Genomic DNA, 24,118 nt, shown 5'->3' with positions numbered 1-24,118 from the left:
CAATCATTTTCCTCGAACTGCTTCATTTATCTGATTAATTGCTCGGCTTTTGACACAATTTGTGCGCTGGATCGCGCTGTCAGATCGTAATTGTAAATATCTGTACGATACTGCGTGCGACCATCCGGGCCAACAAATGCGGTCAGATAGTAGAGGTTGACCGGAATATTCTGGCGAATATTCACGTACCGCGTATCCCCTTGCTTCAGGGCATCCGAGATGCGGGTATCATTCCAACCCGCGTCCTGTAGCAGCATATTCGCCAGCTCAGATGCCTTATTCACACGCACACAGCCGGAACTTAACGCCCGCGTATCTTTCTGGAACAGATTGTGGTTCGGCGTATCGTGCAGATAAATAGCGTCCGAACTCGGCATATTGAATTTATAGCGTCCGAGCGAGTTGCGTGCGCCCGGAGCCTGCTGAAAGCGGAACGGCAGATTGGACGCAGTGATGGTGGCCCAGTCAACCTGCCACGGATCTATCGTCTCTTTACTGTTCCAGCCGCGCATTACGGTATAGCCGTGACGTTCAAGATATCCCGGATCATTCCATAACTTAGGCAGAATATCTTTTCGGGCCAGCGTCGGCGGAACGTTCCACGGTGGGTTAACGACCACGTTATTCAGCGCACTACTCATCATCGGCGTTTTGCGATCTGGACGCCCGACAATAACGCGCGAGGCCAGCACCTGATTGCCATTCTGATAATAAACCAGCGAATAGGCAGGAATGTTCACCATGATACCGGTAGACAGCTCACTCGGCAGCAGGCGCAAGCGCTGAATATTTAACGCCAGCACGCCCGCACGCTGAGCAGGCGTTACGTTCAGCCAGTCACGCGTCGCAGGACCTATCGCGCCATCAGCCCCAAGCCCTTGCCACGTCTGAAAACGCTTCACCGCATCGACAAGTTCACGATCGTAAGCGCTACGTCCTTCTTTAGCAGATGTACTGACGGTGGACTCCAGCATTCCCGTACGACGCAAAATTTCACGCAGCGCAGGGATGTCATTACTCCACTCCCCCGGACGTAGCGTCGCGGTACCGGTTAGCTGCGGCCAGGGACGTGTATCACCTACCAGCTTGAGCAGCGATTCATGCATTGCGGCGTACTGCGGATGCTGCGGTGCCAGGCTGGCAACAAACGAAGTTAGTTGACCGTTATCCAGTGCGACCTGCCACTGGTTGATGACAGAAATCGGCGGCGTCGTTAGCGCATAGGGCTTACCGCTGTAAAGCCAGCGATTACCTTTGACAGGGATATTAGCGATAAAGTGCAGATACCCCATCATCGCATCCGAGAGCACAATGTCTCTCGCCTGACCGGTTACTGCCGGATCAGTCAGAAGTGCAACCCAGGTAGTAAACTGCGGCTGAAACCCGGCAATCGCGACCTCGGCCAACTGTTGTTGAAAGGCCTTTACCGCATCACGATTTTCCCACATCGGCTTCATTTCACGTGCGGCATACAGCAATTCCAGCTGGCTCATATACACTGGCGTGAAGCCCGCTGGAAGTTGAGATTGTAATTCGGCGCGGGCTTGATCAACTGACACGCCCTGCGGTAACGGTTGAATCCCCGCCATAATAGCCGTCGCGGAAGATTGTACCTGCGGCTGCGATAATGCTGTTGGCTGTTCACTGACGCTCGCGGAGCTATCGCCAGGGATCATTTCAGGCTCATCGGCCTGCGCATTGAACAGTGGAGCGAATGTTACGGCCAGGCACAAACTGATTGCCGACAGCCGACGACCACACATTTTATTAAGCAACATCCCTTGCCCCCTGTTTTCTTTATCATACTCTATAGCCAGGCACCATAAATCGGGTGTGCAACGCCTGTAGACGCCAATACAACTGAAGTATGACGAGTAAGCCTGCATACCCGTCAGGCTTATCTTCAGTATATAAACTTCGCCAATGTTTTACCTGGTATAATGTAAAGAAGTTAAAAGAAATTGCACCTGCAATTGAGACTTTTCGGAAAAGAAGAAAGGCGGTCAAATGACCGCCTTTCTATTTAGCTTGCCTGCGAGGAGGCATCTTCAGTCCCCGGCAGTGGTTCCGGTAACTGAGGCGCAAATCCGCGCAGCCCCACCACATGAACGTGCTCGGTGTTCTGGAAGACTTTACGCACCAGTTTGTAGGTGGTGCCTTTCTCTGGGCTGATGTTTTCCGGCGCAGCGATAATCAGCTGCATCTGCAAACGCTCACACAGCTCAAACAGAGTCGCAATAGAACGCGCATCGAGTCGTGCTGCTTCATCAAGGAACAGCAGGCGGCAAGGAGAGATGTCTTTCCCGCGCAATCTGCGACCTTCATCTTCCCAGCTTTGCACCACCATCACCAGAATAGACATCCCGGTCCCGATCGCTTCACCCGTTGACAGCGCGCCAGATTCAGCACGCAGCCAGCCGTCAGAGCCACGGTTAACCTCAACTTCCATCTCCAGATAGTTACGGTAGTCCAACAGCTCTTCACCTATGGTTTGCGGCGTACGCTGTCCCATGTCAATCTGCGGATTCAGACGTTGATACAGCTTCGCCAGCGCTTCAGAGAAGGTCAGACGATTGCTGTTAAACAGATCCTGATGCTGCTCATGCTGCTCTGAAAGTACGTCCAGCAAGGTAGCATGCGTTTCACGCACATTGACGTTCAGGCGAACGCTGTTAACCTGGCCAAACGACACACTTTGCAGCCCCTGGTTCAGCATGCGAATACGGTTCTGTTCACGCTGAATGGTCTTACGAATAATGTTCGCCACGCTGCGTGAGCTGATCGCCAGTTTCTGTTCACGAGAGGTTAGCTCTTCCGTCAGACGGCTCAGCTCAATCTCCATCTGTTCGATGGCTTCAACCGGATCGTCGGTACGGATAATATCCTGGCGAATACGTTCACGCAGATGCTGGTAAACCGCGACGAAGAACTGGATTTTGCGCTCTGGGCGTTTTGGATCTTCAGACATACGCAACACATCGCGCAGGTGTTCGTTATCCGCAACCGCCAGACGTAGCGCACCGAGCGCCTTATCCGACATCGAACGCAGTTCGTCACCAGAAAGATAGGCCAACTCGCGACGGTGCAGACGACGTTCCACACCGTTATCTTTCACCATCCGCATGACTGCACACCAGCCGGCTTTGGCGGTGACTACCTGCTCGCGCATTTCATGATAATCACGTTCCAGCTTGCGCAGTCTGCGGGTCAGGTTTTCCATCTCCGCTTCGCAGAAGGTCAGTGCTTTCTCAAGTTGGTTGCGGCGTGCACGGTTGTTGCTGAGCTGCGCATGCAGTTCGTCACGACGGATACGCGCGCGCTCTTCGGCACCGCTGTCCGCACGGACACCAATATCCTGCAGTTCACGTTGTAAATCGTTAAGCAGCTCTTTTTTGGTGTCATAAGAGCTTTTTAGCGATGCCATGACCTGGTTGTACTGGCTTAACTGTGCAGCATGACTGCGCAGCGCTTCACGAGCGCGGGTACGTTCGGCTTCCGCCTGTTCCAGGCGTTCACGCAATTTTTCGTTCAGATCGCTATTACCGCTCAGCATTTCGGCTGAGTCGGAATAACTAAAGTGCGCCCGACGCTGTACGACTTCAGTCAGCGCAAAAGCCTGCTGACGTGCGTCGCGCTGCATCTGCTGGGAATACGTATAGTCTTCCTTCAGCTGTTCAAACTGCTCAGGGTCATTTTGCAGAACTGAAACAATAGGTTCCAGTTTCGCCAACTGATTGCCATGTTGCTGTACAAAACGCGCGGCTTCCTGAGCTTCATCCAGACGCTCGCGAATTTCGTCCACGCGATCGGCCAGCGTGTCATCTGCCAACAGATTCAAGCGCGGCAGCAGGCGGTTCAGCGCGGAGACGCCCTCTTTCGCCTGTTCAAACTGCATACGGCTTTGCTGATTATCATTTTCATGATTGGTCAGCGCACGTTCCAGTTCAACGCGACGGCTATTCAGTTGGCGAATTTCCGCTTCTGGATCGGCTTCAAACGCCACCGACAGATGGCTGCCGATAAAGCGGCTGAACGCCTGATGCAGACGCTGGGTTTTCTGTACATCAAAGGAGAGCGTGGCGAAACGTTCAGACAGCCCTTCACGCTCGGCATGCAGGGTTTCGATACGGCTTTCACGCGCTGCACGACCAAAAATAGGCACCTTCGGGAAGCGGGAATAACGCCATTGACGCTCGGCGGTTTTCACCACCACCGCATTTTCCAGTTCATCAACGCTGAAGACGCTATCATCAAACGACTGCGGATCCCCTTCGATGAAATAGAGATCTTCCGGGCAATCCGTCAGCCCTTCAAGCTGTTCGGTAATTAGTGATAGATCTGGTACCACGATGGCATGGCGCGAAGGACCGTACAGCGCAGAGAAGTACGGGGCATCTTCAAGGCTAACGTCATCATAAATTTCTGACAGCAGCACGCCGCCAAAGCGTTCAGCCAGCGCGTTCAGACGCTGATCTTCCGCACCGCCCGGCTGACTTAAACGTTCAATCTCTTCATCAACCGCATTTTTACGTGCACCGACTTCATCACGCTCAACAATGGCCTCACGCTCGCGCTCCAGCAATTGTTGCAGATACTCGGTCACATCCTGGCTAGAGGTAAACTCTTCGCCACACTGCTCGCTAAGCTGATTCAGGCTATTTTGCGCAGCCAGCCAGACAGGTGCCCGCTTCATCAAATGCTGAATACGGGATTGTAGCTGTTCCTGTTCCTGACGCAGCGTCATACGCTGTTCGCTGGCAGACGAGACGCTGTCCGACAAGGCGGCGATGCGCGCTTCCAGTTCCTGGTGCAGCGCTTCCAGCTCATCGATATCAAACTGTTTACCCTGACGCTTGCAGAATTCGGCCAGCAGACGCTCGGCATCCTGCTGTTCGCGCAGACGCTGCTCCAGTTCGCTCAGTCGCATACGCAATGGCTGAACCTGTTCCGCCAGGTGGCGCTGTTCAACGCCTTCACGCAGCAATTCACGCGCCACGCTCCAGGCTTCACTACGTGCCAGCGGGCCGTTGATAGCCGCCACCAGCTGATAAGCCTGTTCGAACTGGCTATGCGCGGTTTGCGCCACGCTCATTTTTTGTTCAAGCGTTAGCAGTTTTTCAGTGGCTTCCTGCTCTTTGGCCTGGAAAGTCTCCAGCCATTCGGCGGCGCTGTCGGCTGTCAGATCCGGTAGGTGGCAGAGCTCTTTCGCCCGATTTAGGGCCTGAATCGCCTGGGTATACTGGATGGCTCGCGTCTGCTGGACGTCCAGCGCCTGCTGGTAATCGGCAAGCTGGCTTTTCAGCTCATCCACTTCCAGTTCGGCGGCTTCCGCGCGGGCTTCGTTTTCATCCTGGCGGTCAACGGCTTCCGCAACCACCTCATTTTGTTCTTCAAGACGGATCTGCAGTTCTTCGAGATCCGCTTCGTAGCGTTCAATTTTTTCCTGCTGACGCAGCGCGGTTTGCACCAGATTCAGGTGATCGCTCGCGGCCTGATAATCGGCTTCCAGATCGCCTTCGGCGCCGTTATGCTCGCCCAGTTCACGCGCCATATCCACGTGCTTGTACTGCTCTGCCGCCAGCTGCTTACGTGAGGTATACAGTTCACGACGATATTCCAGTGCTTTATCCAGATGGATACGACGTTCGTTGGCATGGCGCATATAATCCGCAGCCACATAGTTGGTCGCTTCGCTGATCAAATGCTTAAACAGGTCGCGGTCAGACTGGGTTACGCGAATCGCTTCAAGCGTCATGCGGTTTTCACGCAGCGCGGCTTCCATATCCTGGAACGCTTTACGGACGCCGCCGTTTTCCGGCAGCAGGTAGTCACGCAGTGAACGGGTAATGGCGCTGGAGATCCCGCCGTACAGCGAGGCTTCAATCAAACGGTAGAATTTACTACGATCAGACGCGGAGCGCAGACGGCGAGCAATGATGCCCAGATCGAACATCAGCGAATGATAATCGGTTATTGAGTTGAACTGCTTAAACTGCACACCTTCCATCTCATCAAGCTTCTCTTTCAGCTCAGGTAGAGACAGTACGCGCGCCTGGCGCTCGTTCAGCGTTTCCGTCACCAGTTGGGTTGGCTGTACCGACATCGGCAGCCCCTGAATGGCAAACGGTTTGATATCCACTTTGCGATCACGACCCGCAACCTGTTGCAGACGCACACCCACGACCACGCGCTGATGACGCGAGTTGAGGACGTCGAGCATTGAGTAACAGACCCCTGCTTTCAGCTTACCGTGCAGACCTTTATCACGTGAACCGCTGGTTGCACCAGCTTCGGTGGTGTTACGGAAATGCAGCAGGGTTAAGTCCGGAATGAGCGCCGTAACAAATGCCGCCATGGTGGTGGATTTACCCGCACCGTTACCACCGGACAGCGTGGTGACCAGCTCATCGAGATCAAACGTACGGGCAAAAAAACCATTCCAGTTAATCAGCGTAAGTGAGCGAAATTTACCGCGTTCAATCATTATTCTTCTTCTCCACTGTCCGGCTGATTCTCTTCGGGCTCATCGTTGAGCTGCAGACGGTTCTCGACCGCCATCGCTTCACCATCACGAATTAAGCGACGCTGTGCTTCACGCGGATCGTCACCGCTACGCACATCCGCGCCAAAGCGGAAGACAGATTCTGTAATACGGAATTTGCTGCTGTCGTGGCCCAGAAACCACACCATGCCTAAGCGGCGCAAGCGGTTGAGCGAAGAACGCACTTTTTCCTGTAGCTTCTGGCGGTCAACGTCAGAACCGGTTGAACGGTTGTTCACCAGCTTCAGCAGTTTGGCTTCATCCGCCAGCGTTAACAGCTCGTCATACAGCTCTTGCTGGGTGAAAATCCCTTCGTTCGCCAGGCGTTCCGGGCTGAGATAGAGATAGCAAAGAATTTTACCCACCATCATGTCCAGTTCAGACAGGACCGAACGCGGAATGAGCGTCGTTGAACGCGGACGAAGGTAAAAGAACCCTTCCGGCGCACGGATCAATTCCACGTTGTAGCGGCTGTAAAACTCTTCAAAATATTCCTGAAAATCCATCAGGAAGGCATGATTATCCAGTTCATCCAGACCGATATGGCGGCCCGAACGTAAGGCGCTATCCAGCGCCGGAAATAACGGATTCGCCAGCGCCTGCGCCAGCTTTACCGGCATCACTTGTTCAATATTTGTCAATGACATGCGCCTGTACCTTGGCTCCGTAATCATTAATCGGCTGCCATTTGGCTGGCAGTCCGGTGAAGTCTGCTTGCGCTACGCCAAGGCGTACCGCCTGATCGATAACAATACGCGCGACGTCGAAATGACGCGCACGTGGGTATTGCGCCAGATACTCGCGCACTACCAAACCGAGATCCAGTGGTGTTTGTCTGGATTTGTAGATAGCCAGCTGTTCTTCGATGATCGCCGCCAGTTGTTCACGGATCTCGTTAAATTCTTCATATTCCAGATCTTCCGGAAGTTCACCGGTGACCTCTTCGTCACGCAGCACCATCTCCTCGTCACGCATATCCAGCAGACGATCGGCGTTGGCATAGGTCAGCGCCCATGGGTCGTCAAAGTAGGTCTGCACGGACTGACGCAGACGCTGGGCGAAGACGCGGTTTTTATCCATATCGATCGCGGTACGGATAAATTTATGCACATGACGATCGTAGCCGATCCACAAGTCAATGGACTGCTGACCCCAGCTAATAATGCGGTCGAGCTTGCTTTGTAAATCAAACACCAGCCGATCAACAAAATGCAAATCATCATGCGTCATTGTGGCGTCCTGGATGCGTAACAGGTTAGCCTGTAGCTTATCCCCCGCCGCCTCCAGCGTATCCTGCAGTTCACGCAGCGTACCAGACGTTTCAGAAAGCAACAGTTCACAGCTGGAAATCGCCGCCCGCCAGTCTTTGTTTAGCAACTGTGCGATGTCGTCTTTTACCTGCTGCTGCTGTTCATCCATGATGCGCTGGGTCAGATCGATACTGTCGAAAATCTCCGCCACCGAGTATTTCAATGGCGCATAGACGTTGCGGTGCCAGTGGAACTCATCGCCACCTTCCGCTGCCACATCCGCCGCGCGCTTCAGTTCGCCTGCAACAATCGACAGTTGCATGGAAAGACGCAGCGTAGAGAACTCGCGCTGACGAATATAGTAATCTGTGATGCCAATCCCGAGCGGCGTTAAACGGTAAATGGCGTTGCCTTCAGCCTGCTCGCTGGTAAAGCGGTTCAGCAGACGTTGACGCACCATATCGTTGATCGCGTTGTTGGCGCGGACGCCGATGGTTTCGCTGGTTTGCTCAAACGCATCACTCACATGGCGGAACGCATCCACCAGTTCACCTTCACTCATCTCACCGTCAAGTCGCTCACCGTTCAATGTGGCGACCGCCAGTAGGAACGAAAGTCTGTCTACCGGCAGAGAGATGGAGAAGTCATTTTTTCTGGCCCAGGCAACCAGTTCGGGGACTGTCTGGGAAAATTCACTCATAGGTTATCCTTGCATCTGCGGCTCGGGCCGGACGTTTAATCGCGGTGACATGAATATAGCGCCCAAGGCTGATATACGGTTCCTGGCGGCAATAGCGCGTTTCTATTTCTGTTAAAGCATCAAAACAGTCATGCTGTTTTTGTTTATCACGCAGATAATCATGAAACACCCTCACGCCCGTTTTACCGGTTATCTCCCAGCCAATCTCCTCCAGCCAGCCATAGACCTGCTGAGGGTCGCGCGGGAAATCGGGAGACAACGTGCGCCGTTTCTTTTTATACATTCCCTGCTGTACATAGCCGAAATTACCGACCAACACATTACGCATCAACAGGCCATTTGCATTGTAGAACATCAGCGATAAAGCACCGCCCGGGCGTAACATCGACCACAATGTTTTTAAGACGGCTTGTGGATCGGCCACCCATTCCAGCACAGCATGAAACAATATCAGATCAACCTGAGAATCCAAATGCTGTGGGATGTCCTGAGCGGCACAATGTATAAAATGCATGTTGTCGCTCACACCTTGCTCTTCTGCCGCCCGTTGCGCTCGCGCCACCATCTCAGCAGAAAGATCGCACAAGGTAACGTGATGGCCCCGCTGCGCCATCAGAATGGCTGTCTGCCCTTCTCCGCCACCCGCATCAAGCACACGCAATGTCTGGCCCGCGTAGTCGGCAAGAAGTTTGTCCAGATCCTGCCAGAGGATCGTCTGGCGAAGCTGACCTTTAGTGGTGCCGTAAATGTTACGGGAAAACTTCTCTGCAATGTCATCAAAATTGCGATCCCGCATCGGGCTCTCCACACGCTGGCTTTAGGGTGACTAAGTAAAACCGCTATTTTGTCACACCCACGCCGAGAATGAACCTTCCTGGTGTAATATCCCTGCAGATCCCCTGCTGTATGGTTAAAAAAGGAACCAAAAAGGATGCTTTTTACGCTGAAGAAAATGATTGGCGGTATGATGCTGCCACTTCCGCTAATGCTCATTATCATGGGTACAGGCCTGGTGCTGCTCTGGTTTAGTCGCTTTCAAAAAACAGGGAAAGTGTGCATTAGCCTGAGTTGGCTGGCGCTGTTACTTCTTAGCTTGCAACCCGTCGCTGATAGCCTACTGAAACCGATTGAGGACAGCTATCCAACCTGGCAGGATACACAAAAAGTGGAATACATTGTGGTGCTGGGCGGAGGGTATACCTGGAATCCTCAGTGGGCACCAAGTTCAAACCTAATCAGCAACAGTCTTCCGCGTCTGAATGAAGGTATTCGCCTCTGGCGTGCTAATCCGGGATCGAAGCTTATCTTTACCGGTGCTGCGGCAAAGAGCAATAACGTCAGTACTGCAGAAGCAGGAGCCCGCGTAGCGCAGTCACTGGGTGTGCCACACGGTGATATCATCACGCTGGATAAACCTAAAGATACTGAAGAAGAAGCCGCAGCGGTTAAGCAGGCCATCGGCAGCGCGCCGTTCCTGCTGGTGACCTCCGCATCGCACTTACCACGAGCAATGATTTTCTTCCAACAGGCTGGACTACACCCGTTGCCCGCGCCGGCTAATCAGTTAGCGATTGATTCACCGCTAAATCCGTGGGAACGCGCGATCCCCTCTCCCGTCTGGTTGATGCACAGCGATCGTGCTGGTTACGAAACATTGGGTCGCATCTGGCAGTGGTTAAAGGGATCGGAGCACTGACAGAAATATTGCCTGACGGCGACGCTAACGCGGCTTATCAGCCCCAGGCGTTCAGCGCAGAATTGTAGGCCGGATAAGGCGCTCACGCCGCCATCCGGCAATGCCGTAACGGGATAGTCAGGCGAGCCACGGCAGCAGTGATTTCGTTGCCAGGTCAAAGTTGGTGCGATTAAAACGTCCGGTGTTGACCAGTTGCGCCACCTCATCCCATAACACATACAGCCAGCGCCGCCAGATGAAGGACTCCGCCACGGGCGCGCGTTGCAGGTATTGCCAAAGCAGGCTTTCCGCCAGCGCGTTATCCATTAAACGGAACAATTCATACTCTCTGGGCGCCCACAGCATCAACCCCGGTCCCACCATGGCCAGTAGCTGATCGCTACGGGCGTCTTTGAGCATGCTACGTAAACTGAAATTACCGTGGATTAGTACGCAGTTATCATTGAATCCTTCAAATAACGCGGGTAAACACTCACGGGTACGAAACAGGATGCGCTTATCCTGCATCGTCAAGCCAGTATTGTTGAACTGATTTAACGTGGTCCACAGCACCTCAACACGCTGGCGATACCAGGATGGCCAGATATTCTCTTGCGTGTTATCCACCATGCCCACGCAGCCACGGCTATCCTGCCGATGCCATGACAGCAGACCTTCTACGATCTGATCTTTTAAATGTTCCCAGCGTTCGGGCGTTCGGGCTGGCGCTTCCACCGGCACACCCCGTAAACGCTCAAGCAGTAACACATCGGGGCCGGGATGCTCTTCGTGGGTTAAGACCCCGTAAATGACGGGCATACGCACCGTACCGCTGCGCGCTAACATGGAGGTTTTCCATGCCAGTTGCTGCGCCATACCTGGCGTGGTGAAACTTCTCGCCATCAGCGGCATCGGATTTCCCTGGCTGTCGTACAGTGACCACAGGGCCGTATCCACTTTTTCATTCACGCATTCTATACGACTGAGTTTTTCGCCCAGCAGGTGGCTGAGTTCGGCACGCAACTGTTCCATTTCAGATTGCCCTCATAAATGCTACTGCTTTCATAATGAGCGTCGGGCAGACAGATGTCACCCGGATGAGATCAATTGATGAAAAGAAAAGTGGAGGGAAAGCGCAACGATACGACACTCCTCCCAAAAATACGCATCAATATGGGGGAGTGCCGTGAGAAAAACTAAGGCATTTCGGCGCGAACGCGCTCGAGATCTTCGGTAGTGTCTACGCCGGTACCCGGGACTTCTTTTGCGACGGCAACGTGAATTTTTTCGCCGTACCACAGCACTCGCAGCTGCTCCAGCATTTCGATATGCTCAAGCGGGCTAGGCTGCCAGTTAACATAGCGGCGAATAAAACCGGCGCGATAGCCGTAAATGCCCAGATGGCGCAGGAAGGTGTCCCCCACCGTTTCCAGACTTTTGGCGAAACGATCGCGATCCCATGGGATGGTCGCGCGTGAAAAATAGAGCGCATATCCTTCAGCATCCAAAACGACTTTTACCGCATTCGGATTGAATGCCTCTTCCGCACTGTGAATCGGAGCCGCAAGAGTCGCCATGCCGACCTGACGTTGCGCCAGATTCTCAGCCACCTGGCGAATAATGACCGCCGGAATCATCGGCTCATCACCCTGTACGTTCACAATAACGGTATCATCGCTAAAACCACATTTCTCGACGACTTCCGCCAGGCGTTCCGTACCAGACTGGTGATCGGCGCGGGTCATGCACACTTCCCCCCCCACCGCTTCTACCGCGCGAGCGACATCCTCGTGATCGGTGGCCACGATGATACGTTCAGCGCCAGATTCACGCGCACGCTCCAGGACATGCACGATCATAGGCTTGCCGTTGATATCCAGTAGCGGCTTGCCCGGCAGACGAGTGGACGCATAACGCGCAGGAATAATGACCACAAAACTCATGATTTACTCTCATCAGCAGTCAGAACGCGGGCTTCGGTTTCCAGTAACACAGGAATGCCATCACGCAGTGGGAAAGCAAGGTTATCCAGTTTACAAATCAGTTCCTGTTTTTCCTGGTTAAACCAGAGTTTGCCATTGCATACCGGGCAGGCAATGATTTCAAGCAGACGATGATCCATAGTTCCTCCAGATGGACCGGATTGTGAATCCGTAAATATTAACATAATCGCTTAATGGGCTGGGTCTATTTCCCAACCATGGCGTGCATCAGCAAATAAACCTTCAGGATAACGTCCCAGCGTCACGCGTGTTGCCAGTTGCCAGCGGGCAAAATCGTCAATCGCCTGAAACAATCCTTTTTGCAAAGTCACCCCAGGCTTAACCCCATCCTGTAACCACAGCGAAATCACGTCCAGCACGCCCGTTTTACGGTGCATTTTGGCATCCATTCGCCCAACCAACTGCCCGCGGTGCAGCAACGGCAAGACGAAATAACCGTACTGACGTTTTGGTGCTGGCGTGTAACACTCCAGCCGGTAGCTAAAATCGAATAGCTGCTCTGCCCGTTTACGATCCCAAACCACCGGATCAAAAGGCGATAACACTGCGCTGTGGGTCGCCGTTAATTTGCCCGCCAGCGCCTGTTCGAGTAGCGGCTGAAGGTGGCTATGCAGCCACAGCGTTCCCAGCCCTTCAACGTCGACAGGAATAATCTGTTGCTGTTCCGCCCGTTCGTTGCACCAGTTTTTTAGCGCCGGGCGCTTCAGGCGGTAGTAGTCTGCCAGCCATTGTTCGCGGAAAATCCCCAGACTGCGGGCGCTGTTATCCAGCATGACGCTTTCAGCATCTTCCTGCGAAAGTGGGTCGCGTTCATCGTCCCAGTGTGGCATGACGCGATAGGTTAAATCATACACTCGCTGGAAATTACGCCGTTCCACCACCATCACTTTCCCGGCAGTGAACAGCCCTTCAAGATGACGCTTCTGCGGTTTCCATTCCCACCAGCCGCTGGTCCCCTTACGTGGATGCTCAAAATCAGCAGATCGTACCGGTCCGTTATGCTGGATGTGCTGGAGCAGTTGCTCAATTTCATGAGCATGTTCTTTCATCCACGCCACTTTATACTTCCAGCCCATATTCTCCGGGGCCAGCATGCGGTGACGTATCAGCATAAAATCGCTGCGCGGCAAAAAGCAGGCCTCGTGCGCCCAGTATTCCATCAGTTCGCCCTGCTGTAACGAGTCGTCCAGCCATTGGGGTGAATAATCGCCTAAACGACTAAACAGCACCAGGTAAGGACTTCGCGCCACAATATTGATGGTATCGATTTGCAGTAACGACATGCGCGAAATAGTCGCGAGAATATCTGCCGGGGTTGCCCGACGGCGTGTTTTTTTCAGCAGACCTTGAGCGGCAAGGTGAAGATGACGGGCATCCGTCAGAGAAAGGTGCGGCAACGACATCTATGGCCTCATAAATGATTCGCTGCCGCAGCGTGAATCAGTTAGCGAGTCAGCGAGATTAAGCTATCCAGCAACATGTCAGGCCGATCGCCTGACAAATGTGCGTCAACAGGTAAATACCACCAGTTTTCATCGGCAAATGCCCGGCACTTAACCGCATCTTTTTCCGTCATCACCAGCGTTTGCCCGGCGTTTACAAACGCACTGACGTCACTGTAGGTCAGAGACTGATGGTCTGCCAGCGCAATGCTTTTTTGCACGCTGGCACCGCATGCTTTCAGCGTGGCAAAAAAACGCGGAGGGTGACCAATGCCCGCCATGGCGACAATATTGGGCAATTGCGCTACATCACGGCGTTCGCCTGTACGTAAATTAACGGCCAGCCCCGGTTCAAGTCGCATAGGGATTTCCCCTGGTTGCGCAACGCCACCGTTAACAATAGTCGCATCCACCGATTTTAGACGACCTGCGCGTTCCCGCATTGGACCAGCGGGAAGCCACCAGCCATTGCCAAACCGACGTTCGCCGTCAATAACCACGATTTCAACATCTCGCGCCAGACGATAGTGCTGTAGCCCATCGTCGGTCACAATAATCTGCACGTCATGTTGGGCCAAAATGGATTTTACCGCATCCGATCTTACCGGGGATACCGCTACCGGCACGCCGGTACGTTGGGCGATCAGCACAGGTTCATCACCCGCTTCTGCGGTAGTGGTCTCTGCGGTCAATAACAACGGATAAGCGGCCGCTTTCCCGCCGTACCCACGCGACACCACGCCCACGCGAATCCCGCGTTGCTGCAGTTGTTCAACCAGCCAAATCACCACCGGTGTTTTGCCATTGCCGCCGGCAGTAAGGTTTCCGACCACCACAACCGGTACTGGCGCGCGCCAAGCGCGTTTAAGCCCAAGCTTGTAGCATAGGCGGATCCCGCCACTCACCAGGCCATAAAGCCAGGAGAGTGGAAGTAACAATCGCCACAGCGGCGATTCACCAGACCAGATACGTGCGATCATTGACCGAATTGCATTTTGTGTAATTGCGCATAGACCCCGCGCTGCTCAATCAGGTCGCTATGGGTTCCGCGTTCGACAATCAGACCATCCTCCACCACGATGATTTCGTCGGCTTGTTCAATGGTTGAAAGACGGTGAGCAATGACCAGAGAAGTACGGTTTTTCTGTAGCTCATCCAGCGCAGACTGAATCGCACGTTCAGATTCGGTATCAAGAGCTGATGTTGCTTCATCAAGGATCAGAATTGGGCTGTCACGCAACAAGGCACGGGCGATAGCGATACGCTGACGTTGTCCGCCGGAAAGCAGGACGCCGTTTTCACCAATCACCGTATCCAGACCATTATCCATCTTGTTGATGAAATCCATGGCGTAGGCCATCTGTGCCGCTTTTTCGATCTGCTCACGGCTGTACATATCGGTACGCGCGTAGGCGATGTTGTTGGCAACCGTATCGTTAAACAGGTGCACATTCTGCGAAACCAACGCAACCTGATCGCGCAGGGATGCCAGGGTATATTCGCGCAGATCGTGTCCGTCCATCAGAATCTGCCCTTCATCAATATCGTAGAAGCGCGTAATCAGGCTGGCGATGGTGGATTTCCCTGAGCCCGAACGGCCAACCAGAGCAACGGTTTTACCCGCGGGAATATTCAGGTTGATGTTACGCAGAGCCGGTACTTCACGTCCCGGATAGGTGAAAGTCACGTTGCGGAACTCGAGATCGCCGGTAGCACGCTCGATAACACGTTTACCTTCATCTTTCTCCTGTTCGCTATCCAGAATCGTAAATAAGGTCTGGCATGCCGCCATACCGCGCTGGAACTGCGCGTTGACGTTGGTCAGCGATTTCAACGGACGCATCAGCGCGATCATTGAGGAGAAGACAACCGTAATTGTCCCTGCCGTCAGGTTTTCCATTACGCTTGGGAAGCTGGCCGCATATAACACGAAGGCCAGAGCCAGAGACGCAATCAACTGGATGATAGGATCGGAGATAGAAGAAGCGGAAACCATCTTCATACCCTGCAAACGCATCTTGTTGCTGACCTTATCAAAGCGCTTGGTTTCGACTTCCTGACCACCAAAAATCAGAACTTCTTTGTGGCCTTTCAGCATCTGCTCCGCACTGGTCGTAACCTGCCCCATAGTGTTTTGCATGTTTTTACTGATGCTACGAAAGCGCTTGGAAACCACACGGATCGCCACTGACACAATTGGCGCCAGTACAATCAGGATCAGTGACAACTGCCAGCTGTAATAGAACATCATGATAAACAGGCCAATGATTGAGGCCCCTTCACGTACCACGGTGATCAGCGCGCCGGAAGACGATGACGCGACCTGCTCTGAATCATAGGTAATACGTGACAACAGCGTACCTGTAGACTGTTTATCAAAAAAGGAGACTGGCATGCCCATCATATGACCAAACAGGCGGCGACGCATGGTCATGACCACTTTGCCTGACACCCATGAGATACAGTAGCTGGAGACATAACTGGTTAAGCCACGAACTATCATCAGCCCAATGACCACCAGCGGCATCCACAGCAGCACCGAACGATCCGTTTTACCAAAACCATCATCCAGTAATGGTTTAAGGAGCGATAACATGAAGGTATCGCTGGCCGCGTTAAGGACTAACGCTATACCCGCCACGATCAGACCCGATTTAAAAGGCGCTATGGTTGGCCATAGTCGGCGAAACGTCTGCCACGTAGAGAGATCTTTATCGTTATGCATTCAAAAAACCAGCATTTGTTAGAATAGCCGCATATTCTACCCGTTATCCTCCGACACGCCAAACCACTGATGATACCAACGAGGTAAAATCTGATCCCGCAAGCTGTGTATTCGCCAGTTTTTTTGGTAAAAATCCAGCGTAATCTGCCCCTGATGTGGTGTATCCAGCCATTGATAATTTTGTTTCCGATAACGTTGCTTCACTTTCCTGGATGGCAGACGCCAGGCATTGTAACGGGATGCAGAGGCTAATGCAGCCTGCCCGTCAACTCGCTGAATGAGTGCCAGTGATGATGAAGTATTGCTGCCATGATGCGGAACCTGCATCACCGTAGACTGCAGATGCTGCCAGTAGTGACTTAGCATTTTTTGTTCAGCGGGAGACTCAATATCGCCGGTCAGCAGAACACTCTGATACCCATCATCAACTTTAACCACGCAGGAGTGGTTATTCCCCTGCCCTGTACTTCCACGCACAGGCCAGTGCGCACTGAAGGTTAACCCTTGCCATTGCCAACGTTCTCCGCGAAAACACGGGAGGTGTCCTTTCCAGCCTAGCGGACTTCTTATCCATAGTGATGGCCAGGCTTGTTGTAAGGAGTGCAACCCTCCCCGGTGATCCATATGTTCATGACTTAAAATGACCCCTTCTGGCTCCAGATTATGCCAACGCAACCAGGGAATAATCAGCTGTTGCGCGCTATCGCCTTCAGGCCATGCCAGACCGGTATCGTAAAGCAGCGCTTTTCCATTACGCACAATCACCATCGCCAGCCCCTGCCCGACATCCAGCATATGCACTTGCCACACATCTGTACGCGGTGCACGCCAAAGCGGCCCACTCAGCAAAAGTAGCGCAGAGAAACAGACCACCGGTAGCGTACGCAAGATATTTAGTCGCCATGCGATAATCATTATTCCGGGTAAAAATGCGAGCCATTGCCAGCGTGCATCAATATTGATCCACCCTTCAGGCAGGCTCCTGAGCCCCCAAAATAGTAGCGCCAGAGAACGATCCGCTAAATACCACAGATTCGATTCAATCATCACCAGTCCGGCTAAATGCACGATCATGCCTGCTAATATCAAGGGTACGGAAATAAACGTGACCAAAGGGACGGCAAACAAATTAGCCGGAAACGAGGTCAGACTAAAACCGTGAAACATTGCGATTTGTACGGGAAGAAGCAGAAGCGTAATACCCAATTGCAGATGAGCCAGCGCCAGAAATTGACGACCAGCACGCGACAGCGGCCAGTCCGGGAGCGGTACCCATTGGTACCAGAACAGCAGTGCCGCAACGGCGGATGCAGACAACCATAGACTTTGCGAAAGAACGGCAACAGGATCCACCACCAGAATGGCTGCCAGACAGCAGATCCATACCGACCATCCGCTCCACTGCCTGCTGCTAAGTCTTAGCGCCCCCCAGACTAGCAGCGCAACAACCGTTCGTAATGCCGGGGGTTGCAGCCCCGTCAGCCAGGCATATAATGTGGCGCAGATAATCCCACCCACTAATGGAACCTGCCAGCAAATCCATCTGGCGGGCATAAAAAATTGTCCCGCGCGAATTATTCCGCCAGCCAGAAGTGCAGCAAACGCAATATGCAGCCCGGAGATTGCCATCAAATGAGCCGTGCCGGTATCACGCATAATCGTTTTCACCTCTTGTGACACGGACAAGCGCTCACCCATTCCCAGACCCAGTATGACCTGCTGCCAGGGATAGTCGGCGAGTACCGTTTTCAATGAGTCGAGAAATCGCGAACGCAAACTGCATTGTGGTGTGATAACCGAAGCCTGTAAGAATCGCCCCGTCAACGGTTGATGCTGCGCCAATGCGTAACGCTGGCTATCAAATCCGCCTTCGTTTAATTGACCGTGTACGGCGCGGACTTTCAACGTCATCGCCCATGTCTGACCCGCACAAACATCACCGGGTAAATACTGTCCGTACAAGACGATTCCTTGTGCAGGAAAGATTCGTCTCCCCTGAAGGTGAGTGATTTGGCCGTAGTGCGTTGTCATATTGTCAGTTCCGGTTATCCGCACAATGGCTTGCTGGTTTTTCTCAGGCAGCGTATTACCGGCCCACAGAGCCTCTTTCGCAGCCAGGATTCCCCAAAGAAAAAACAGCAGGGTTAGTCCGGCGGAACGTATATATTTGTGGGGGAGAAAACAGAGCAGACATGCCAGACAAAATACAATGCTGATACACAACATGCCTGGCAGCGTAGGTAATAGCATGAGTGGGAGAATGCCGAATAATGCACACGTACTCACCGTTGTTATTTTCATCAATAACCTCCCTGTTACAGGGAGTGTGCAGTACTCTTCGACGATTGTCTGGCATCAATTTATCGTTATACGACCTGAGTTCCGCAGACATTTAGTGGGGGTTGTAACGTACAAATTAACTGGGATGAGGATTCCAGGATAGGCGCACAGAAATGAAAAAAGCACCCATGTGGGTGCTTTTCTCGGCGTTAAGTCTCGCTAAAAACTTAACCGTAAATATTGGCGCGGTCGCGCAGTTCTTTACCTGGTTTAAAGTGCGGAACGTATTTCCCTTCCAGATCCACTTTATCGCCGGTCTTCGGATTACGTCCGGTGCGTGGTGCGCGGTAATGCAAAGAGAAGCTGCCGAAACCGCGGATTTCAATACGCTCGCCCTGCGCAAGAGTCGAGGCCATATGTTCCAGCATCTCTTTAACTGCATCTTCAACCGCTTTCGCGGGAATATGAGGTTGCTGGGTTGCAAGTCTTTCAATCAATTCTGACTTGGTCATGATTCCTCCGGTTCCTTAAAGGCATAATTAGCTGCTGCATTGATTAAGGGCGGCCGTAGCCGCCCTTTGTCATTGATTACAGGACGAATCCTGTAATCTGTCAAGCTACTCGTCATCCTTTGTGCCGTTAACAGCACAAAGGATTTAGAGCACTCGATATTACTCGCCTTTAGCTGCTTTGAAAGCTTCAGCCATTGCGTTGTTAGAGAAGTTAGCATCTTCCTGTTTGTTAACAGTTGCGATTGCATCTTTCTCATCAGCTTCGTCTTTAGCACGAACAGACAGGCTGATTGCACGGTTCTTACGATCAACGCCGGTGAATTTAGCTTCAACGTCGTCGCCTACGCTCAGAACCAGAGTTGCATCTTCAACGCGGTCACGTGAAGCTTCAGAAGCGCGCAGGTAACCTTCAACGCCGTCAGCCAGTTCTACGGTTGCGCCTTTAGCGTCAACTGCAGTGACTTTACCGTTTACGATTGCGCCTTTCTTGTTCAGTGCAACCCAGTTGTTGAACGGATCTTCTGCGAGCTGTTTAACGCCCAGAGAGATACGCTCACGCTCTGCGTCAACCTGCAGAACAACTGCTGCGATTTCGTCGCCTTTTTTGTATTCACGAACTGCTTCTTCGCCTGCAACGTTCCAGGAGATGTCAGACAGGTGAACCAGGCCGTCGATGCCGCCGTCCAGGCCGATGAAGATACCGAAGTCAGTGATAGACTTGATTTTACCTTCAACACGGTCGCCCTTGTTGTGGGTTTCCGCGAACTGCTGCCATGGGTTGTTTTTGCACTGCTTCAGACCCAGGGAGATACGACGACGTTCTTCGTCGATATCCAGAACCATAACTTCCACTACGTCGCCAACGTTAACAACTTTGGACGGGTGGATGTTTTTGTTGGTCCAATCCATTTCGGAAACGTGAACCAGGCCTTCAACGCCTTCTTCGATTTCAACGAAGCAGCCGTAGTCGGTCAGGTTGGTCACGCGACCAGTCAGTTTGGTACCTTCTGGATAACGCTTAGCGATAGCTACCCATGGATCTTCGCCCAGCTGTTTCAGGCCCAGAGATACACGAGTACGCTCGCGGTCGAACTTCAGCACTTTAACAGTGATTTCGTCGCCAACGTTTACGATTTCGCTCGGATGCTTAACGCGTTTCCATGCCATGTCGGTGATGTGCAGCAGGCCGTCAACGCCACCCAGATCAACGAATGCACCGTAGTCAGTGAGGTTCTTAACGATACCTTTAACTTCCATGCCTTCCTGCAGGTTTTCCAGCAGCTGATCGCGTTCTGCGCTGTTTTCGGATTCGATAACGGCACGACGGGAAACAACAACGTTGTTACGCTTCTGATCCAGCTTGATTACTTTGAATTCAAGCTCTTTGCCTTCCAGGTGCAGCGTGTCGCGGACCGGACGAACGTCTACCAGGGAACCCGGCAGGAACGCGCGAATACCATTCAGCTCAACAGTGAAGCCACCCTTGACTTTGCCATTGATAACACCAGTAACGGTTGCAGCTTCTTCGTAAGCTTTTTCCAGCGTGATCCAAGCTTCGTGACGTTTAGCTTTTTCACGGGACAGCAGGGTTTCACCGAAGCCGTCTTCTACTGCATCCAGAGCAACGTCAACTTCGTCACCAACCTGGATTTCCAGCTCGCCCTGGGCGTTTTTGAACTGCTCTGCCGGAATGGCGGACTCAGATTTCAGACCAGCGTCAACCAGTACTACGTCTTTGTCGATAGCAACAACAACACCACGAACGATGGAACCCGGACGGGTTTCGATTTCTTTTAAGGATTCTTCAAACAGTTGAGCAAAAGATTCAGTCATGTTTAATCTTCAGGTTTCATATTTAACGTCCACCTGGCTCCATGCCGGATGGGGTTGTTTAACATACCCGCTGTCAATCCATTGCAACGGGGGTACTGCAAATTCGGTCGCACTTAAGCGAGAGCCAGTTTTTGGCGCGCGTATTGTAACGCTTTTTCAATCACTTGCTCAATGCTTAATCGGGTTGAATCCAAAACTAAAGCATCAGCAGCAGGAACCAGCGGCGCTACAGCACGGTTACGATCGCGATAATCTCGTTCTTCGATCTCGGCCAAAAGGCGTTCAAAGTTAACACTAAAGCCCTTCTCCTGCAACTGTAGCATACGTCTATGCGCACGTTCTTGCGAGGAGGCGTCCAGAAAAATTTTCACCGGCGCATCCGGGAACACCACGGTCCCCATATCACGTCCATCAGCAATCAGACCTGGGGTTTCGCGAAATGCGCGTTGACGACGTAAAAGCGCTTCACGCACGCGAGGAAACGCCGCGACCTGAGAGGCGGCATTCGCCACTTCCTGGGTACGGATTTCACCGCTGACATCCTCACCTTCAAGAATGACTTCAAGGTTGCCGTCTGTTGAGATAAAACGCACATCCAGGTGTGAGGCAAGCGGTACCAGAGCATCTTCAGAAGTGACATCAACATGGTGATGTAACGCTGCGAGCGCCAGTACGCGGTAGATCGCGCCTGAATCTAACAGATGCCACTGCAATGCTTCCGCCATTGCCTTGCACAAGGTGCCTTTTCCTGCACCGCTTGGGCCATCAATGGTAATAACCGGGGCAATTGCCGTCATCTTTTTCTCCTTAAACGGGCGTACATTAACGTGAACGCCGCGCATTATACGCGCCAACGCTAATGATCGTTAATACAGAGTGTAAAAACCCGATTAGTCTGTAACGATATGTGGAAGAATTGCGCAATTATAGCGGGCTGGCGAGAAACCAGCCCGGAAGATGGCACTGTTTTACTTTTTATCTGCTGCGATACGTTCACGCATATGCTGAGCGCGATCGTCAGATGCCGGATGAGAATCCATCAGTGATTTTGCATGGCCTGCGTCCATCGTGGCAAACTTATCAAACGCAGTCACTAACCCCTGACGGTCAATACCGCGTTTTTTCAGCAAATCATAGGAAAAGTCATCCGCATCCGATTCCTGGCTACGGGAGAAGGCTGAGTTAATCACACCTTCCGCCAGATCGCCCAACTGAGACTGGGAAAGCTGAGAAGCGACGCCGCTGGTCGCAGAAATAGCATCGCGCGCAGCAAGTGTGGCATACGCGGTCTGCATTGCTTTACGTGAGTGCCCTAAAGAAACATGGCCCAACTCATGACCCAGCACGCCTTCAATTTCATTGTCGGTCATCAGGTCCATCAAGCCCGAATAAACACGTACACATCCATTCGCCATTGCCCAGGCATTGATATCACTGGTCATATAAACTTTATAGTTGACCGGCGTTCCATCAATGTTATTACCCAACGCTTTCGCAATTTTATTCAGACGCTTAGTGTATTTGCTTTTTGCGCCCGCCAGCTGGTTTTCACTATCCATCTGCTTACATGAGCTGTTAGAGAGGGATTTGACATCAGCATCGGTAAGCGTCGCAGCTTTATAAGCTGCCATACCAGAACTGGCAACAAGGTCGCCATTTACACCATTTTTATAACCTGCCAGCAACGTAGCGGAAACAGTCAATGCCAAAAAGAGTGATTTATTTTTCATGCTAATCTTCCGATGATATTTATAATAAAAACAAATAAATAAGTTAAATCATCCACAAGTTAGCATTAGTTGTAAGCGTAAAAACAGTGCGGTTACGGACACAGAAACGCCAGTCCGGGGACCGACGTTTCGTGAGGATCAGGCAGGAGTACTAATACGCGCCAGCTGTTCGAAATAATCCGGGAAGGTTTTGGCGGTACATTTTGGATCAAGAATGGTCACAGGCGTGTCAGATAGCGCCACCAGCGAGAAACACATCGCCATGCGGTGATCGTTGTAGGTCGCGATGTCCGCAAATTGCAATGTTGCAGGCGGGGTGATGCGGATAAAGTCATGCCCCTCTTCCACTTCCGCGCCCACTTTGCGTAACTCCGTCGCCATCGCGAACAGACGATCGGTCTCTTTGACGCGCCAGTTGTAGATATTACGTAATGTTGTGGTGCCTTTCGCAAACAGCGCCGCCGTTGCAATGGTCATCGCCGCATCAGGAATATGGTTCATATCCATATCCACTGCGTTCAACTCGCCGCGAGTACAGGCAATAAAATCGTCGCCCCATGTAATGGTAGCACCCATTTTTTCCAGTACATCGGCAAAACGAATATCACCCTGCATGCTGTTACGGCCAATCCCGGTAACTTTTACCGTACCGCCTTTAATGGCACCCGCCGCGAGGAAATAGGAAGCGGAAGAAGCATCGCCTTCAACCAGGTATGCACCCGGTGACTGGTACTGCTGCTGCCCCTTCACGACAAAGCGCTGGTAGTTTTGATTTTCAATTTCAACACCAAACGTTTTCATCAGGTTCAGTGTGATATCAATGTAAGGTTTGGATACCAAGTCACCTTTAATTGCAATCGTCGTATCCTGCGGCGCAAGCGGCGCAGTCATCAGCAGCGCAGTGAGGAACTGGCTGGAAACGCTACCGTCTACCTCAACCTGGCCTCCGGTAAAGCCACCGCGCAGACGTAAAGGTGGATAGTTTTCCTGCTCCAGATAGTCAATTTTGGCTCCGCCCTGGCGCAGCGCATCAACCAGATGGCCAATCGGGCGCTCTTTCATGCGCGGTTCGCCCGTCAGCACGATGTCATTGCTGCCCAGACATAGCGCTGCGGCCAGCGGGCGCATGGCGGTTCCGGCATTACCAAGGAACAGTTCTACTGAGCCTTGCGCATGTAATGCACCACCATTGCCAATAATCTCGCAGCGGGTACGATCAGCAGAAAGGGTATAGCTAATCCCTAACACATTCAGAGCATTAAGCATATGGCGAACATCATCGCTGTCCAGCAGGTTGGTCAGGACAGTGGTGCCATTGGCTAATGCGGCCAGCAGCAAAGCGCGGTTAGAAACACTTTTGGATCCAGGCAGATTGATTGTGCCATCCACCCGCGCAATGGGTTGTAACGTCAGGGATTCCATGAAAC

Annotated in this window: 18 protein-coding genes; 1 reads left to right on the top strand and 17 read right to left on the bottom strand. The window is 52.5% G+C overall.

Going from position 1 to position 24,118, the window contains the following annotated elements; translation table 11 throughout:
- Window positions 1–26 precede the first annotated feature (26 nt).
- From ldtD to cmoM, 5 genes are all read right to left on the bottom strand, one after another.
- Complete coding sequence (ldtD, locus tag OGX66_RS01895; RefSeq protein ID WP_003836872.1) at window positions 27–1,778, bottom strand: L,D-transpeptidase; 1,752 nt, start codon at window positions 1,776–1,778, stop codon at window positions 27–29.
- Between the two features lie 245 nt (window positions 1,779–2,023).
- Window positions 2,024–6,484, bottom strand: coding sequence for a chromosome partition protein MukB (mukB, locus tag OGX66_RS01890; protein WP_003846984.1), 4,461 nt, complete (start codon window positions 6,482–6,484; stop codon window positions 2,024–2,026).
- The gene (gene mukE, locus OGX66_RS01885) at window positions 6,484–7,188 is read right to left on the bottom strand and encodes a chromosome partition protein MukE (RefSeq protein WP_003035809.1); all 705 of its coding nucleotides are present in this window, start codon (window positions 7,186–7,188) and stop codon (window positions 6,484–6,486) included. The genes mukB and mukE overlap by 1 nt, the downstream gene beginning before the upstream one ends.
- A complete protein-coding gene (mukF, locus tag OGX66_RS01880) occupies window positions 7,169–8,491 on the bottom strand; it encodes a chromosome partition protein MukF (protein ID WP_286510814.1) in 1,323 nt (440 codons plus the stop codon). Before mukF ends, mukE begins: the two co-directional genes overlap by 20 nt.
- On the bottom strand, window positions 8,484–9,287 hold the full coding sequence (gene cmoM / locus OGX66_RS01875) for a tRNA uridine 5-oxyacetic acid(34) methyltransferase CmoM (RefSeq protein ID WP_003035803.1): 804 nt from the start codon (window positions 9,285–9,287) through the stop codon (window positions 8,484–8,486). Before cmoM ends, mukF begins: the two co-directional genes overlap by 8 nt.
- 135 nt (window positions 9,288–9,422) lie before the next feature.
- Here cmoM and elyC point away from each other — a divergent pair, with 135 nt between their 5' ends.
- The gene (elyC, locus tag OGX66_RS01870) at window positions 9,423–10,187 is read left to right on the top strand and encodes an envelope biogenesis factor ElyC (RefSeq protein ID WP_088902486.1); all 765 of its coding nucleotides are present in this window, start codon (window positions 9,423–9,425) and stop codon (window positions 10,185–10,187) included.
- A 117-nt stretch (window positions 10,188–10,304) separates the two neighbouring features.
- Here the strand turns inward: elyC and OGX66_RS01865 are convergent, their stop codons facing one another.
- The 12 genes from OGX66_RS01865 to aroA all read right to left on the bottom strand — a co-directional run bounded on the left by OGX66_RS01865 (window position 10,305) and on the right by aroA (window position 24,113).
- Window positions 10,305–11,198 (bottom strand): YcbJ family phosphotransferase, encoded by an 894-nt coding sequence (locus OGX66_RS01865; RefSeq protein WP_003035798.1) that lies wholly within the window; start codon window positions 11,196–11,198, stop codon window positions 10,305–10,307.
- A gap of 164 nt (window positions 11,199–11,362) precedes the next feature.
- Entirely contained in the window at window positions 11,363–12,109 is a 747-nt protein-coding gene (kdsB, locus tag OGX66_RS01860) for a 3-deoxy-manno-octulosonate cytidylyltransferase (protein WP_003035796.1), read from the bottom strand.
- The gene (gene ycaR / locus OGX66_RS01855) at window positions 12,106–12,288 is read right to left on the bottom strand and encodes a protein YcaR (protein WP_003035793.1); all 183 of its coding nucleotides are present in this window, start codon (window positions 12,286–12,288) and stop codon (window positions 12,106–12,108) included. Before ycaR ends, kdsB begins: the two co-directional genes overlap by 4 nt.
- 51 nt (window positions 12,289–12,339) lie before the next feature.
- Entirely contained in the window at window positions 12,340–13,572 is a 1,233-nt protein-coding gene (locus OGX66_RS01850) for a winged helix-turn-helix domain-containing protein (protein ID WP_088902487.1), read from the bottom strand.
- Window positions 13,573–13,613: 41 nt separating this feature from the next.
- Complete coding sequence (gene lpxK, locus OGX66_RS01845; protein ID WP_044701579.1) at window positions 13,614–14,591, bottom strand: tetraacyldisaccharide 4'-kinase; 978 nt, start codon at window positions 14,589–14,591, stop codon at window positions 13,614–13,616.
- Entirely contained in the window at window positions 14,588–16,336 is a 1,749-nt protein-coding gene (msbA, locus tag OGX66_RS01840; protein WP_003035784.1) for a lipid A ABC transporter ATP-binding protein/permease MsbA, read from the bottom strand. The genes lpxK and msbA overlap by 4 nt, the downstream gene beginning before the upstream one ends.
- Window positions 16,337–16,372: 36 nt before the next feature.
- The gene (locus OGX66_RS01835; protein ID WP_088902488.1) at window positions 16,373–18,637 is read right to left on the bottom strand and encodes a ComEC family protein; all 2,265 of its coding nucleotides are present in this window, start codon (window positions 18,635–18,637) and stop codon (window positions 16,373–16,375) included.
- Between the two features lie 206 nt (window positions 18,638–18,843).
- Window positions 18,844–19,128 (bottom strand): integration host factor subunit beta, encoded by a 285-nt coding sequence (ihfB, locus tag OGX66_RS01830; protein ID WP_003035780.1) that lies wholly within the window; start codon window positions 19,126–19,128, stop codon window positions 18,844–18,846.
- 159 nt (window positions 19,129–19,287) lie between these two features.
- Window positions 19,288–20,961 (bottom strand): 30S ribosomal protein S1, encoded by a 1,674-nt coding sequence (rpsA, locus tag OGX66_RS01825; RefSeq protein ID WP_003035776.1) that lies wholly within the window; start codon window positions 20,959–20,961, stop codon window positions 19,288–19,290.
- Between the two features lie 113 nt (window positions 20,962–21,074).
- Window positions 21,075–21,758 carry a (d)CMP kinase gene (gene cmk / locus OGX66_RS01820; RefSeq protein WP_003035772.1) on the bottom strand — a complete coding sequence of 228 codons (684 nt, stop codon included), beginning with the start codon at window positions 21,756–21,758 and terminating at the stop codon, window positions 21,075–21,077.
- A 171-nt stretch (window positions 21,759–21,929) separates the two neighbouring features.
- Window positions 21,930–22,691, bottom strand: a complete 762-nt coding sequence (gene loiP / locus OGX66_RS01815; RefSeq protein ID WP_286510810.1) for a metalloprotease LoiP — start codon at window positions 22,689–22,691, stop codon at window positions 21,930–21,932.
- A 138-nt stretch (window positions 22,692–22,829) separates the two neighbouring features.
- On the bottom strand, window positions 22,830–24,113 hold the full coding sequence (gene aroA, locus OGX66_RS01810) for a 3-phosphoshikimate 1-carboxyvinyltransferase (protein ID WP_016149864.1): 1,284 nt from the start codon (window positions 24,111–24,113) through the stop codon (window positions 22,830–22,832).
- Window positions 24,114–24,118: the final 5 nt, after the last annotated feature.

The sequence above is a fragment of the Citrobacter sp. Cf072 genome (assembly GCF_030334485.1).
GTDB lineage: Bacteria > Pseudomonadota > Gammaproteobacteria > Enterobacterales > Enterobacteriaceae > Citrobacter > Citrobacter freundii.
This window is presented reverse-complemented; position numbering and strand designations above follow the sequence as displayed.